This window comes from Gordonia hongkongensis (assembly GCF_023078355.1).
Classification (GTDB): Bacteria; Actinomycetota; Actinomycetes; order Mycobacteriales; family Mycobacteriaceae; genus Gordonia; species Gordonia hongkongensis.
Genome location: NZ_CP095552.1, coordinates 4404168 through 4418753, shown reverse-complemented (window position 1 = coordinate 4418753; position 14586 = coordinate 4404168). Strand labels below are relative to the sequence as shown.

Below are 14586 nucleotides of genomic sequence, written 5' to 3'. Positions count from 1 at the left end.
ATGAACACAGTCTGGTCCGGCTTCGTCCGGCAATGCGTCGCCGCCGCGGGCATGCTCCTCGGTCTCACGATCATCCTCGGTCTCGTCTATCCCGCTGCCGTGTGGGCGATCTCGCGGGTGAACACCGACGGGGCGGAGGGCTCGCGGGTGTTCGACGCCGCGGGATGTGCGGTCGGTTCGACGCTGATCGGTGTCGATCCGCAGGTCGACTCGGGTGCGCCCGACCCTTACCTGCACGCCCGGGTGGTGGGCGCCCCGGACGACCCGATGGCGACCGGTGACCCGGCAGCGTCCGCGCCCACCAATCAGGGGCCCAACAGCGAGCTCCTGCTGACCAACGTCACCGCGCGTCGTGCGCTGATCGCCGCACGGGAGGGAGTGACACCCGCGCAGGTGCCCACCGACGCGGTGACCGGGTCGGGGTCGGGACTCGACCCGCACATCAGTCCCGCCTATGCCGAGCTACAGGTCACTCGGCTCGCGCGCGAGAACCGTCGGTCACCCGCGGAGATCGAGGCGGTCATCGACGCGCACACCGAGGGCAGACAGTTCGGATTCCTCGGTGAGCCCCGCGTGAATGTCCTCGAGGTGAACCTCGCGCTGGGGCACGTGCCGCCCGGCTGTCGCGCCCCGTGAGCGCGGTTAGACTCGGTCGATGACATCAGCGGTGACCGGGCACCACGATGGTCGCGGCAAGCTGCGGGTGTTCCTCGGTTGTGCGCCCGGCGTCGGCAAGACCTACGAGATGCTCGCGCAGGCCAGAACCCTTGTCGACGAGGGTGTGGACGTCGTGATCGGGGTCGTCGAATCTCACGGTCGGGTCGCGACTGCCGCTCTCGCGGAAGGTGTGGAGGTCGTCCCGCGCACCAGACGGCCCTACCGCGGGACACCGCTGGAGGACATGGATCTCGAGGCGGTGCTGGCTCGCCGGCCGCAGGTGGTGCTGGTCGACGAGCTCGCCCACACGAATGTCCCCGGGCTCCGAAACCGCAAGCGGTGGGAGGACATCGAAGAGTTGCTCGCCGCGGGGATCGACGTCTACTCGACGATCAACATCCAGCATCTGGAGAGTCTGAACGACGTCGTCGCCCAGATCACCGGAGTGGTGCAACGGGAGACCGTGCCCGACGACATCGTGCGCGGTGCCGACGAGATCGAACTCGTCGACATCGATCCGCAAGCGTTGCGCCAGCGCCTGTCCGCGGGCAAGGTCTATCCGAACGGGCGGGTCGACGGTGCCCTGGCCAACTACTTCCGGCAGGGCAACCTCACCGCGCTGCGCGAGCTCGCGCTGTTGTGGCTCGCCGACCAGGTCGACGACAAGCTTGCGGATTATCGTGCGGCGCACTCCATCACCGAGACCTGGGAAGCGCGTGAACGGGTCGTGGTGGCCGTCACCGGTGGCGCCGAATCGCCGACCCTGCTCCGCCGCGCGAGCCGGATCGCATCGCGGTCGAGCGCCGAACTGCTGGCCGTCCATGTGGTCCGGGGCGACGGGCTGACCGGTGCGGGCGTGGACCTCGCCGCGCTCAAGGAACTCGCGACGGGATTCGGGGCGCGAATCCACACCGTCGTCGGCGACGACATCCCGGACACGCTGCTGGACTTCGCACGTGGCGTCAACGCCACCCAGCTCGTACTCGGCACCTCGCGCCGACCGCGATGGCAGCGGATCTTCGACGAAGGCGTCGGCGCCGCCGTGGTGAGCGAGAGCGGCCGCATCGACGTGCACATGGTGACCCACGACGAGACGACCCGGCGGTCCCGACTAGACATCCGGGACACCCGCTTCCACCGGCCGTTGAGCTGGGTCTTCGCGGTGCTGGTCCCGGCCGTCGTCACCGGGGTGCTCCAGCTGCTCGACCCGTGGCTCGGTTTCGCCAGCCAATCGGCGCTGTACTTCGTTGCGGTGCTGGCGGTGTCGATGCTCGGTGGCATCCTGCCGGCCGCGTTGTCGGCGGTCATCTCCGGCCTGCTGCTGAACTACTTCTTCACCGATCCCAGGTTCACGTTCACGATCAGCCAGCCCGACAATCTGATCACCATCCTGGTCATGCTGTTGATCGCGATCGCGGTTGCCGCGCTGGTGGATTCGGCGACCGTTCGACGTGCACAGGCGCAGGACGCCGCCCGCGAGGCCGAACTGCTGGCGCTGTTCTCCAGCGTCGTGCTCGGCGGTGCCGACGTCCCGGTCCTGCTGGATCGGTTCCGGGAGACCTACGATCAGTCGGCCGTGTCGGTTGTACGGCGGACCTCGCGGGCCGGCCGGACGGTCGAGGCCGCGGTGGGCGACTCACCGCCGACGACCCCGGAGGACGCCGACACCGTCTGCGTCGTGCCGGGTGACGAGTTCGAACTGCTCCTGCGCGGGCCGAAGCTCGGGGCGCGGGATCGTCGCGTCCTGTCGGCCGTGGCCGGGCAGGCGGCGGGCGCCGTGCAGCGTCACGCCCTCGAAGCCGAGGCGGCGACGGCCGACGCGCTCGCGCGCACCGACGAGCTACGGCGGGCCCTGCTGTCGGCGGTCGGACACGACCTGCGGACGCCGTTGGCCGCGGCGAAGGCGGCGGTGTCGAGCCTGCGCAGTGACGACGTCACCTTCAGCGACGAGGACACCGCGGAACTGCTGGCGACCGTCGACGAGTCGGTCGATCACCTCACCTCGCTGGTGGGGAACCTGCTGGACTCCTCGCGGCTCGCGGCAGGGGCGGTCCGGCCCCAGCGGCAGCGGACCTTCCTCCCCGAGGTCGTGCATCGCGCCGCGGTGACGGCGGGGCGACCCGACCGGCAACCGGGCCCGGTCTTCGATCTCGAACATGCTTGGGCGTATACCGATCCCGGACTACTGGAGCGTGCGCTGGCGAACCTCATCGACAACGCGCGCCGACACGGCGGCGGGCAGGTCGAGATCACCGCCCGGTTGACCCCCGCCGACCCGCCGCGATGCGTGATCCGGGTCGTTGACCACGGAACCGGTCTCCCGATGGTGGATCGAGACCAGATCTTCGTACCCTTCCATCAGAATGGCGACACCAGCGGCGCGTCGTCGGGGGTGGGCCTGGGGCTGTCGGTGGCGCGGGGATTCGTCACGGCAATCGGGGGCGTGCTGAGCGTCGAGGACACGCCGGGCGGTGGCGCCACCATGGTCGTCGACCTGCCCGCGACCGACGAGGATACGCACGCCGAGACCGAAGGGCCGACTCGATGAGCGCCGAGAAGACGCGGGTCCTGGTCGTCGACGACGAACCGCAGTTGTTGCGAGCCTTACGGATCAACCTCAACGCGCGTGGCTTCGCGGTGACGACCGCGGCCACCGGGGCCGCCGCGCTGACAGCGGCCGCGCGGGAGAACCCGCACGTCGTGGTGCTCGATCTCGGCCTGCCCGACATCGACGGTCTGACGGTTCTCGAGGGACTGCGCGGATGGACGACGGTGCCCGTCATCGTCCTGTCGGCGCGCACCGACGCTGCCGACAAGGTCGTCGCGCTGGACTCGGGGGCCGACGACTACGTCACCAAACCCTTTGGCATGGAGGAGTTCCTGGCCCGGCTGCGAGCCGCGCTACGGCGCGGAGCCGTGTCGAACGCGACGTCGGAAGCACCGGTCGTGGACGCGGGTGCCTTCGTCGTGGATCTGGCCGCCAAACAGGTGACGCGCGGGGAGGTTCCGGTCCACCTGACGCCGACCGAGTGGGGCATCCTGGAGATGCTGGTGCGTCACGAGGGAAAACTGGTGTCGCAGAGTGACATCCTGACCACGGTGTGGGGCCCGGGGTACCTGGGGCAGAGCAACTACCTGCGCGTTTACCTGGCGAGTCTTCGACGCAAACTCGAGGAGGACCCGGCGCACCCGCGGCACCTCCTGACCGAGGCCGGAATGGGCTACCGGTTCGTCCGTGGCGCACCGTGATCACGGCGTCGGAGATCCCGGTCGGTCTGTCGGAGCAGGCCGCGCTCGGTCCGCTGTGGGTGGACTGGCTGTCGCGTCTACCGGGCGCGGTCTCGGCGCTCCTGGACGAGTGGGGATTGCGTCGTGACGGCGACGAGTTGTGGCACGGGTTCGAGTCACTCGTCGTTCCCGTGCTCGATCGGCAGGGTGCGCGGGCGGTCCTCAAGGTGGCGTTCGACGGTGACGACGAAGGTGCGCAAGAGGCACTGGGACTGCAACATTGGCACGGTCGCGGAGCGGTACGCATGTTGCGCGCCGATCCGCGTCGTCGCGCGATCCTCCTCGAACGGCTGACGCGACGCGATCTGACCACCGTCGACGATGACGAAGCATGCCTGGTGGTCGCCGGGCTCTACGGCCGGTTGCACGTCCCCGCCCCGGGGCGTCTGGCGCTCCTCACCACACATCTCGAGCGCTGGCTGGACAACCTGGCCCGCATCCCGCGGGACGCTCCGGTACCGCGACGGTTTGTCGAGCAGGCGCTGTCGGTCGGCCGGGACTTCGTGGCCGACACGGCCACCGTGGGTCTCATCGTGCACGGCGACCTGCACCACGAGAACGTCCTCGCCGATGCCGACGGCCGATGGGTCGCCATCGACCCCAGCCCGATGTCGGGGGATGCGCACTACGAACTCGCCCCCATGCTGTGGAATCGCCTCGGCCCGCGCGTATCCGACGTCCGGTACGATATCCGCCGCCGCTTCTACACCATCACCGATGCGGCGGACCTCGATCCGGACCGGGCCCGCGACTGGGTCATCGTCCGGATGATCCTCAACGCGCACTGGGCGATCGAGGATGCCGACCGCGCGTCACGCCCGCTCCGACCGGCCGACCGGGAGTGGATCACCACCTGCATCACCGTCGCGAAAGCGGTCATCGACTGACCCGTCGACCGTGCGCCGAATCCCGTTGACAGCGCGTCGAGGTCGAGGAGCCCTCCCCCGCTGGTTGAGCCGGCACCCCCCTCCGCTGGTTGAGCCGGCAACGAGCCGCTAGGCGAGTCGCCGTGTCGAAACCACCTGGCGACCCGAGAACCTCAACTACCAACAATCAGGCCGGCGCCATTCCGGACTGTCTCTGGATTTCGGCCTGCCGGCGTGACACGCCAGCTTGTCGGGCTACGCCTCCGCGACGACATCAACTCGACGTACGCATTTGCGGCGCTTTCGGGTTGGTCGAACAAGGGCCGAGGTCTTTACGGGTTTGTCTGGTTACCAGGTGGTTTCGACTCGGCGCCTCGCTCCGCTCGGGGCCGGCTCAACCAGCGAGCGGGGACACCCCTCAACCAGCGGGTAGGGGCATCCCTCAACCAAGGGGTAGGGGACACACTCTGACGAGACCGGTGAGTGGTTTCGACTCGGCGCCTCGCTCCGCTCGGGGCCGGCTCAACCAGCGGGTGGGGACGCCCCTCAACCAGCGGGTGGGGACGCCCCTCGACCAGCGGGTGGGGACACACTCTGACGAGACTGGTGAGTGGTTTCGACACGGCGCCTCGCTCCGCTCGGGGCCGGCTCAACCAGCGGGTGGAGGCACTCAACCAGCGGGCGGGGACACCCCTCAACCAGCGGGTAGGGACACCCCTCAACCAGCGAGTGGGCCGGGCGGAGAGGTGAACAAGCTCCCGAGCCGGGGAACGTCGACCGTGAGCCCGGTGAGTCGGAGCCCCTCCCACGCGGTGACCTGATTCGCGGTCAGCACGGGTTTGCCGAACTTGGCCTCGAGGTCGACGACCCACATCGCGGTGTGCAATGCGGTGTCGGGGACCAGGATTGCTTGTGCCGAGCCGGAATCAGCGGCCGACAGCATGTCGAACAGTCCGTCGCCGTCGAACATCCCGGCCTCGGTCGCCGTCCCGATGTCGTTGGCGCGCAGGGCCACCACCTCGACACCCGCGTCGGCGAGAAACCCGGTGAAGCGACTCGCCAGTGGTTCCGGATAGGTGGCGGCGATCGCGACCCGTGACAGACCGAGATGCCGGCAGGCCGCGGCGAAGGCCAGTGACGTCGACGACGCCGGACGGCCGGACTTTCCCGCGACATCGGCGGCCTGGCGTCGGGCACCGTCGAAACCGTAGACGAAGCTGCCCGAGGTGCACGCCCACATCAGCGCCGATGGGTGGTGGGCCTGCGCTCGCCGCACGCCGTCGAAGAGGCGGTCCTGCTCGCTGACCGCAGTCATGGCCTGGACGGTGTGGTCGTCGGAGTCCACCTCGGTGATCACGACCGGCAATCGGACCTCGGAGTGGGGCTCGGCAGTGCCGATCGCCGCCTCGATCAGTTCGAAGTCGTCCTCGGCTGCGTGGCCGGGATAGAGCATTGCGACGGTGGTTGTCACGCCCACACCTCCAAGGTAGATTGTCAACAATCTACCAATCTTCCGAGGGGGCGCATGACGGACGCCACGCGGTGGCTCAGCGCCACGGAACTGGCCGAGGCCTACCGTACCGGCGAGCTGACGCCGGATTCGGTGGCGGCGGAACTGCTCGACGCCATCGATGACGTCGATCCGTCCATCAATGCGTTCTGCCTCATCGACCGCGAACGCACGTGCGCCCAGGCCCGGGAGTCCACTGAGCGATTCGCCGCCGGGACACCCCTCGGCCCGCTCGACGGGGTTCCGGTCTCGATCAAGGACCTGCTGCTGACCGCCGGATGGCCGACGTTGCGCGGCTCGCTGATGATCGAGCCCGATCAGATGGTGTGGGACATCGACGCTCCCGCGGTGGCACGTCTGCGTGAGGCAGGTGCGGTCCTGCTCGGAAAGGTCACCACACCGGAATTCGGATGGAAAGGCGTCACCGACAGTCCGCGCACGGGCGTCACCCGCAATCCGTGGGACACCTCGCGTACGTCGGGCGGGTCGAGCGGAGGCAGTGCCGCGGCGCTCGCGGCCGGCTTGGGTCCGCTGTCGGTCGGCACCGATGGTGGCGGTTCCATCCGGATACCGGCCGCCTACTGCGGCGTCGTCGGGTTCAAGCCGACACTCGGCCGGGTGCCCATGTATCCGCCGAGCCCGTTCGCGCCGGTGGCCCACGTCGGTCCGATGACGCGGACGGTGTCGGACTGCGCTGCGCTGCTGGATGTCCTGAGCGGGTTCGATCCCCGTGACTGGTCCGCACTGCCGTCGCCGACAACCAGTGCGGTCACCGCGGTCGCCGACGTTCGCGACCTCGCCGATCTGCGTGTCGGCTACAGCGCCGATCTCGGCTTCGGCACCAACGACCCAGGCGTACAGGCCAACACCGACCGGGTGGCGTCGGTACTGGAACAGCTCGGGGCGACCGTGGAGAAGGTCGATCTCGGATGGGAGGACCCGGCCTGGGCCTACCACGTCATCTGGTTCGCGGGTGCCGACGTCGTCGTCCGCGGGCTCGGACCGCACGCGGCCGAACACGTGGACCCGCTGCTGATCGACGCGGTGGAACGGCATTCCGGTTTCACTGCGACCGATTTCGTCAGCGCAACCGCGCTACGGATGGAGATGGGTACCCAGATGAGCCTGCTCCATGAGGAATTCGACGTCCTGCTGACGCCGTCGATGCCGACGGTGGCATTCGAGGCCGGTCGTATCGTCCCGGACGGGGCGGGGTCGCCCGACTGGACATCCTGGACTCCCTACAGCTACCCGTTCAATCTCACCGGTCAGCCGGCGATCACCGTACCGAGTGGATTCGCCGATGGTCTGCCGACCGGCGCACAGTTCGTCGGCGCCCGGCATCACGACGCGACGGTGTTGCGCGTCGCGGCAGCGTACGAGGCGGCCGCCGGCTTCACGATGTTGGGAGACCGCGCGTGACCGACGAACAGCGAACCGGCCCCGCGGCCCGACATGACCGGTTCATCACCGTGACATTGGAGAAGCGCGGGGTCACGGCGGTCGCCCGGATGCTCGATGCCGAGGCGCCTCGCACCGCAGCTGCGGTCTGGGACGCATTGCCGCTGGGCGGTCAGGTGTTTCACGGAAAGTTCGCCCGCAACGAGATCTACACTCTACTGCCGGCCTTCTCCGCGACCGAACCGGGCATGGAGAACACCACCATCACGCCCATCCCGGGCGACCTGTGCTACTTCACCTTCGACGGGGTGCTCGAGAACCCGGCGTATGGCTACGAGCTCGGCTCGGCCCCCGCCGAGCACCGGCTCCTCATCGACCTCGCAGTGTTCTACGGCCGCAACAATCTGCTGGTCAACGGTGACGTCGGATGGGTGCCGGGCAATGTGTTCGCCACGATCATCGAGGGTCTGGACGACTTCGCCGCAGCCTGCAATGACGTCTGGATGGGCGGCGCGCGCGGGGAAACACTGACTTACGCGCGCCATTCACGGTAAGAAAGAGGGAATGACGGTGACCATGAAGGTGGGGGCGAAGACGCCGGGTCCACAGGACCCGGGGACGAATCGAACCGTCGTCGACCAGGCGAAACAGGACAAATCGCCACGTCGGCGGGTGCTGTCGCCGCTGGTTCAGGAATCGACACCGGCGATCATCGCGCGTAAGTTGCACGATGCGATCGCAAACGGGGACTTCGCACCCGGCTCGCAGTTGACGGAGTCGGGGCTGGCGGCCGATCTGGGCGTCAGTCGTGGTCCGCTGCGCGAGGCCATGCAGCGCCTGACCGCGGAAGGACTGCTGGTCAGCCACCGTAACCGCGGCTTGTTCGTCGTCTCGATGGAAGAGGACGACATCCGGGACATGTACGTCGCCCGCACTGCGGTGGAACGCGCTGCTGTGCAACAGGTGATCGCGCACCGCGAGCAGGAGGCGGTGGAGGCACTGGGCGGCGCGGTCGACGCGATGCGCGTCTTCGTCGACGAGCCGAACGGTGCGGGGATGGCCGAGGCCGACATGGCCTTTCACCAGACCTTGGTGGAATATGCTGGAAGTCAACGACTTTCGCGGTTGCACGAGACGATCCTCGTGGAGACGCGAATGTGTCTGCGAGCCATGCGAGGGACGTACTCCTCGGGAAAGGACCGGATCGACGAACACCAGGCGTTGGTGGACGCCATTGCCGCGGGAGACGCCGCGGCGGCCGATGCTCTGATGATCGAGCACATGGCCGACGGGTTGCGTCGCCTGCTCGGGAACGGCGAGGACGCCGTGAACCTGCAGGTGGCGAGGGGCTGATCGCCCGCGGCCCCGGGTCCACCGATCGCAGCTACGAGATCGACCCTCAGCGGCCCCACGACTCAGGAAGCGCAGATGAGCGACACGACGACAGCAGACAGTTACGAGCAGCTCGCACCAGACCCGAACTCACCAGAGGGCAAGAGACTTCTCCGCAAGGCCATCGGCGCCTCGGCGATCGGCAACGCGACCGAGTGGTATGACTACGGCGTCTACGCCGCGGCCTCGGTCTACCTGACGCAGGCGTTCTTCCCGGGGGAGTTCGGAACCGTCGGCACCATGCTGGGTTTCGCGATCTCCTTCGTCTTGCGGCCCCTCGGCGGTATGGTCTGGGGACCGATCGGCGACCGCATCGGCCGCAAATCGGTTCTGGCGATGACGATCCTGCTCATCTCCGGCGCGACCGCACTGATCGGCCTGTTGCCGACGCATGCGTCGATCGGGTTCTGGGCGCCCGTCCTGCTCATCCTGCTCCGCGTCATCCAGGGTTTCTCGACCGGCGGCGAATACGGTGGTGCCGCAACGTTCATGGCCGAGTACGCGCCCGACAACAAGCGCGGAAAGTACGGCTCGTTCCTCGAATTCGGCACCCTGGCCGGTTTCTGCGGCGGCACACTCTTCGTCCTCCTGCTGCAATTGGCGTTGTCCGACAGCCAGATGGATCAGTGGGGATGGCGCATCCCGTTCCTGCTCGCGCTGCCGATGGGCCTGATCGGGCTGTACCTGCGGTCGCAGATGGAAGACACGCCGGTGTTCCAGGAACTCGAGCAGGACAACGAGATCAAGGGCTCGGCCTGGACCCGGTTCAAGGATCTGCTGGTCAACTACCGGCGTCCGATCATCACCATGTTCGGTCTGGTGATCGCGCTCAACGTGGCCAACTACACCCTGCTGGCCTACCAGCCGACCTACCTGCAGAACACCATCGATCTGTCCGAGACCTCGGCCAGCGTCGTCAACCTCATCGGCCAGCTCGTGATGATGCTGCTGATCCCGTTCTTCGGATGGTGGTCGGACTCGACCGGCCGCAAACCCATGTGGTGGGGTTCGCTGATCGGCCTGTTCGTCCTCGCGCTGCCGCTCTACTGGCTGATGGGGCAGGGATTCGCCTGGGCCATAGTGGCATTCGTCATCCTGGGTGTGCTGTACATCCCCCAGCTGGCGACCATCTCGGCCACCTTCCCGGCGATGTTCCCGACCCAGGTCCGCTATGCCGGTTTCGCGATCTCCTACAACGTCGCGACCGCGGCATTCGGCGGAACCGCGCCGCTGGTCAACGATGCGGTGGTCGAGAGCACCGACTGGAACCTGTTCCCCGCGGTCTACATGATGGGTGCCTGCGCCATCGGCATGGTCGCCCTGGTCTTCCTGAAGGAGACCGCGGGCGCCTCGCTGCGCGGTACCGAGATCCCGAGTCTGGAAAACGATTTCACGAGTCTGCAGAAGCAGAAGGTGAACTAGGGGCCCAGCAGCCGCATCGCGGCGAGGGCGTAGGCTCTCGCCGCGGTGGCCAGGTCGGCGATGGCCACCGACTCGTCCGGTTGGTGGGCGTCGGTGTTGATGTTTCCCGGACCGAGGACGATCGACGGGACACCGAGGTCGCGGCTGACGAAGCCACCGTCGCAGGCGGCAGTCCAGCCGCCGACCGAGGTGTCCGCCCCGGCATCGGTGACCGCACCGACCGCTGTGGTGACGAGCGGGTGCGTGGCTTCCGTCGCGAAACCGGGCATCTCCATGGTCACCCGGACGTCGACGCTGATGCCGTCGGTGTCGATTCCTCTGTCGCTGATCGCTCTTCGCAGATCGTCGGCGATCCGGTGCGGGTCCTCATCGGGCATCAGGCGCCGGTCGATGCCGAGCGAACAACCCGGTGCCACCACCGAGATGCCCTGTCCGCCTGTGATGGTGCCGACATTCCAGGTGCCGTGACCGAGCAGGTCGTCGGCCGTCTCGGCCAGCCGTTCACCGTCGGCGCGGATGATGTCGACGACGGCGGCCGCGGCGTCGATGGCGCTGCGACCATCGGTGGGACGTCCGGAATGAGCCGCGCGACCGGTCACCTCGACCTCGATGTACGACGCACCGCGGCAACCCCGAACCACCTGCATGTCGGTGGGTTCGGCGACCACGCAGCCGCGGAACTCGAGGTCGGCGGGGCGGCCCACGAAGTCCCGCACCCCGGTCCCGTGTTCCTCCTCGTCGACGGTGCACACCAGGCGGACCGGTCCGGAGAGTTCGACCCCGACCTCGGCGGCCCGGCGTAGCGCGGTCATCGCCGCGACGACGGCGGCGAGTCCGCCTTTCATGTCGGTGGCACCGCGGCCGTAGATGCGGCCGTCGCGGATGCGGACCGTGTACGGGTCCGCTGACCAACCGGGACCGGCCGGGACCACGTCCGAATGTCCGAGGAACATCAGTCCCGGTCCGGTGCCGGCAGGCACGGTGGCGACGAGATTGGGCCGCCCCGGTGCCACTTCGTGGGTCACGACGTCGAAACCGAGCGCGCGGCAGGCACTCTCGAGCACGTCGACCGCGGCTTCCTCGGTACCGCCCGGGTTCTCGCTGGGCGTCTCGACCAGTGCCGAGGTGAGCGAGGTGATCGCGGCCTCGTCGATGAAGCCGAGCACCGCGGTCTCGGCGGCGGTCAGGTCTGGTTCACGACTCACCCGGCCATCTTCTCAAGACTGGCCGTGAGACGTCGGACACCCTCGTCGATCCGTTCCGGGGTGCTCGACGCGAAGCAGAGACGCATCGAGTTGCGGAAGCGTCCACCGGGCGACAGCGCGGGGCCGGGAATGAACGCCACCCCGTCCGCGAGCGCGACCTCGAAGAGTTCTCGCGTGTCGATCTCGGCGAACTCGTCGCGCAACGTGACCCACAGGAAGAAGCCGCCCTCGGGGTCCGTGGTCACCACCCGATCGCCGAGATGACGTCTGATGGCGTCGAGCATGGCCTCTTTGCGCTCGCGGTACAGCAGGCGAATCCCGGCGAGATGGTCCTCGAGTCCGCCGCGGGCGATGTACTCGGCGACGATGTGCTGGTTGGGCACGTTGGTGCAGGTGTCCATCGCCTGCTTGCCGTTGATCAGCAGCTGGCGTAGGGAGGGATCGGCGTCGACCCAGCCGACACGCCAGCCCGGCGCGAGGATCTTGGAGAACGTGCGCACCGAGAAGATCAGCGGGTCGCCGGGGCTGAGCGTCTGGAAGGTCGGGATGTCGGTGCCGGCGAACCGCAACAGCCCGTACGGGTCGTCGTCGATGATGACCGACCCCCAGGTGTGCGCCAGCCGCAGCAGTTCGCGGCGGCGCTCCTCGGACATGGTGACGCCGGAGGGATTCTGGAATGTCGGGATCGTGTAGATCGCTTTCGGCGTCTGACGGGTGCGTGCGACGAGCGCTTCGAGCTGATCGACCTGCATGCCGTCGTCGTCGACGGGAACCTCGAGCAACTGCGCGCCGTAGGACAGCGCAGTCGCACTGCCATTGGTGTACGTGGGGGACTCGACGATGACCAGATCCCCGGGATCGACGAACAGCTTGCAGGCGAGGTCGAGTCCCTGCATCCCGCCGGTGGTGATGACCAACCGGTCGAGGGACGACGGGTCGGGGGTCGTGGCGAGATAGTCGACGAGCAGTTGCAGCAGCCGGGGTTCGCCTTCCGTGGCACCGTAGGTGAACGAGGTGTGATCGAGGATCTCACCGGCGATCTGACGGAACTCGTCGGCCGGTACGGCCTCGTCCGCGGGGGAGCCCATCGCGAACCGCACGATGTCGTGGGACTGCGCGGCGAGCAGCGAGGTCGACGAGTCGATCATCGAACCGACGAGGTCCTTGGCGCGGCCCGCCAACGGCAGTGTTGGTGCCGAATGTCGGTTCTGATAGGCGGTTTCGGTTGTGGTCACTTTCTTCACCTCGTCTCGGCAGCCCTTCGTGGCTCGTCGCTTGCGCTCCTCGCACCTCAGGGATCAGATTGTGTGGTCGTCGTGTTGGTTTCGCACCTCAGGGATCAGGTGGTGTGGTCGTCGTGTTGGTTTCGGACCTCAGGGATCAGGTGGTGTGGTCGTCGTGTTGGTTTCGGACCTCAGGGATCAGGTGGTGTGGTCGTCGTGTTGGTTTCGGACCTCAGGGATCAGGTGGTGTGGTCGTCGTGTTGGTTTCGGACCTCAGGGATCAGGTGGTGTGGTCGTCGTGTTGGTTTCGGACCTCAGGGATCAGGTGGTGTGGTCGTCGTGTTGGTTTCGGACCTCAGGGATCAGATTGTGTGGTCGTCGTGCTGGTGTCGATCAGGTTGTGTGGCTACTTCTGGATCAGTTCGCGCGGGAAGTCGGTGAAGCATTCGACGCCGGTCGGACTGACCCGGACCGACTCGGACAGCTCGAAACCGTAGTTGTCCATCCACATTCCGCAGACGATGTGGAAGGTCATGTTCGTCTCCAGCACCGACTCGTCCTCGCTGCGGATGCTGATCGTGCGCTCGCCCCAGTCGGGCGGGTAGCCGATGCCGATCGAATAGCCCAGGCGCGAGGGCTTCTCGAGGCCGTACTTCGCGAGCGTCCAGTTCCACGTCGAGGCGAGCTCGCGCGTGGCCACGCCCGGCTTGATGGCCTCCAGCACGTTGTTCAGGCCCTCGGCGGTTGCCTTGGCGACGTAGTCCAGGTCTTTGCTCGGGGTGCCGAGGGACACCGTCCGGGCAAGCGGACAGTGATATCGGTTGTGCGCACCGGTCAATTCGATGACGACCGCCTCGTCCTCGACGAAAGTGCCCTGGTGCCACGTGAGGTGCGGGGTGTCGGCCGCCGCGCCGGTGGGCATCATCGGGACGATCGCCGGGTAGTCGCCGCCGTACTCCGGGGTGCCCGTGATCTGCGCCTGCGAGATGGCCGCGGCCGCATCGCATTGCCGGACCCCGATGTCGATGGTGTCGATCGCGGCGCGCATGGCCTCCGAGCACACCATCCCGGCTTGCCGCATCAGCTGAATCTCGGCGTCGGACTTCACCGACCGCACCCAGTTGACGAGTTCGAAGTTGTCGACGAGTTTCCACTCCGGGATCGCGTTGAACAGCGCCCGATAGGCTTTGGGAGAGAAGAAATGCGAGTCCATCTCCAGCCCCACCGAGCCGGCCTTGGACGCCGGTGCGATCTGGTGGCGCTGTCGCAGTGACCAGGCGACCCAGTCGAACGGGTGCAGATGTGGGCGCTGCACGTAACTCTCCGGGTAGCCGACGATCTGGTCGGCAGGCAACCACGACGTGCGATGTGCGCCATGCGCATCCATCTCCCGGGCGTAGAAGATCATCTCGCCGTCGATCGGCACGAACAGCATCTGCGGGGTGTAGAACGACCACGCGTTGTAGCCGATCAGATAGAAGATGTTCGCTGGATCGGTGACGATGATGGCCGAGAGCCCCTGACGGTCCATGAGTTCGCGGACCCGTGTCAGGCGCTGTTCGTACTCGCTGTCGGTGAACAGCTGAGCACCCAGGTACATGGTCTTCTCGCTCCTGTCTGAA

Annotated in this window: 12 protein-coding genes; 8 read left to right on the top strand and 4 right to left on the bottom strand. The window is 67.4% G+C overall.

Going from position 1 to position 14586, the window contains the following annotated elements; translation table 11 throughout:
- From MVF96_RS19960 to MVF96_RS19945, 4 genes are read left to right on the top strand one after another with little or no spacing between them, the layout of a single operon-like run.
- Positions 1–636 (top strand): potassium-transporting ATPase subunit C, encoded by a 636-nt coding sequence (locus tag MVF96_RS19960; protein ID WP_247450171.1) that lies wholly within the window; start codon positions 1–3, stop codon positions 634–636.
- Positions 637–655: 19 nt separating this feature from the next.
- On the top strand, positions 656–3205 hold the full coding sequence (locus MVF96_RS19955) for a sensor histidine kinase (protein ID WP_247450169.1): 2550 nt from the start codon (positions 656–658) through the stop codon (positions 3203–3205).
- Entirely contained in the window at positions 3202–3906 is a 705-nt protein-coding gene (locus MVF96_RS19950; protein ID WP_137810959.1) for a response regulator, read from the top strand. The genes MVF96_RS19955 and MVF96_RS19950 overlap by 4 nt, the downstream gene beginning before the upstream one ends.
- Entirely contained in the window at positions 3903–4832 is a 930-nt protein-coding gene (locus tag MVF96_RS19945) for an aminoglycoside phosphotransferase family protein (RefSeq protein WP_247450167.1), read from the top strand. Before MVF96_RS19950 ends, MVF96_RS19945 begins: the two co-directional genes overlap by 4 nt.
- A gap of 697 nt (positions 4833–5529) precedes the next feature.
- Here MVF96_RS19945 and MVF96_RS19940 read toward each other — a convergent pair.
- Positions 5530–6282 carry a maleate cis-trans isomerase family protein gene (locus tag MVF96_RS19940; protein ID WP_247450166.1) on the bottom strand — a complete coding sequence of 251 codons (753 nt, stop codon included), beginning with the start codon at positions 6280–6282 and terminating at the stop codon, positions 5530–5532.
- Between the two features lie 54 nt (positions 6283–6336).
- Between MVF96_RS19940 and MVF96_RS19935 the strand changes: the two genes are divergently transcribed.
- The 4 genes from MVF96_RS19935 (at position 6337) to MVF96_RS19920 (ending at position 10536) form a co-directional block, all read left to right on the top strand.
- The gene (locus MVF96_RS19935; RefSeq protein ID WP_247450164.1) at positions 6337–7743 is read left to right on the top strand and encodes an amidase; all 1407 of its coding nucleotides are present in this window, start codon (positions 6337–6339) and stop codon (positions 7741–7743) included.
- Positions 7740–8276, top strand: a complete 537-nt coding sequence (locus MVF96_RS19930; protein ID WP_165629617.1) for a DUF3830 family protein — start codon at positions 7740–7742, stop codon at positions 8274–8276. Before MVF96_RS19935 ends, MVF96_RS19930 begins: the two co-directional genes overlap by 4 nt.
- A gap of 10 nt (positions 8277–8286) precedes the next feature.
- Positions 8287–9075 (top strand): GntR family transcriptional regulator, encoded by a 789-nt coding sequence (locus tag MVF96_RS19925; RefSeq protein ID WP_247450162.1) that lies wholly within the window; start codon positions 8287–8289, stop codon positions 9073–9075.
- A gap of 75 nt (positions 9076–9150) precedes the next feature.
- On the top strand, positions 9151–10536 hold the full coding sequence (locus MVF96_RS19920; RefSeq protein WP_211539611.1) for an MFS transporter: 1386 nt from the start codon (positions 9151–9153) through the stop codon (positions 10534–10536).
- Here MVF96_RS19920 and MVF96_RS19915 read toward each other — a convergent pair.
- The 3 genes from MVF96_RS19915 to MVF96_RS19905 all read right to left on the bottom strand — a co-directional run bounded on the left by MVF96_RS19915 (position 10533) and on the right by MVF96_RS19905 (position 14564).
- Complete coding sequence (locus MVF96_RS19915; RefSeq protein WP_247450161.1) at positions 10533–11741, bottom strand: M20 family metallopeptidase; 1209 nt, start codon at positions 11739–11741, stop codon at positions 10533–10535. The genes MVF96_RS19920 and MVF96_RS19915 overlap by 4 nt on opposite strands.
- Positions 11738–12976 carry an aminotransferase-like domain-containing protein gene (locus tag MVF96_RS19910; RefSeq protein WP_058249960.1) on the bottom strand — a complete coding sequence of 413 codons (1239 nt, stop codon included), beginning with the start codon at positions 12974–12976 and terminating at the stop codon, positions 11738–11740. The genes MVF96_RS19915 and MVF96_RS19910 overlap by 4 nt, the downstream gene beginning before the upstream one ends.
- Positions 12977–13370: 394 nt before the next feature.
- Complete coding sequence (locus MVF96_RS19905; RefSeq protein ID WP_058249840.1) at positions 13371–14564, bottom strand: M24 family metallopeptidase; 1194 nt, start codon at positions 14562–14564, stop codon at positions 13371–13373.
- Positions 14565–14586: the final 22 nt, after the last annotated feature.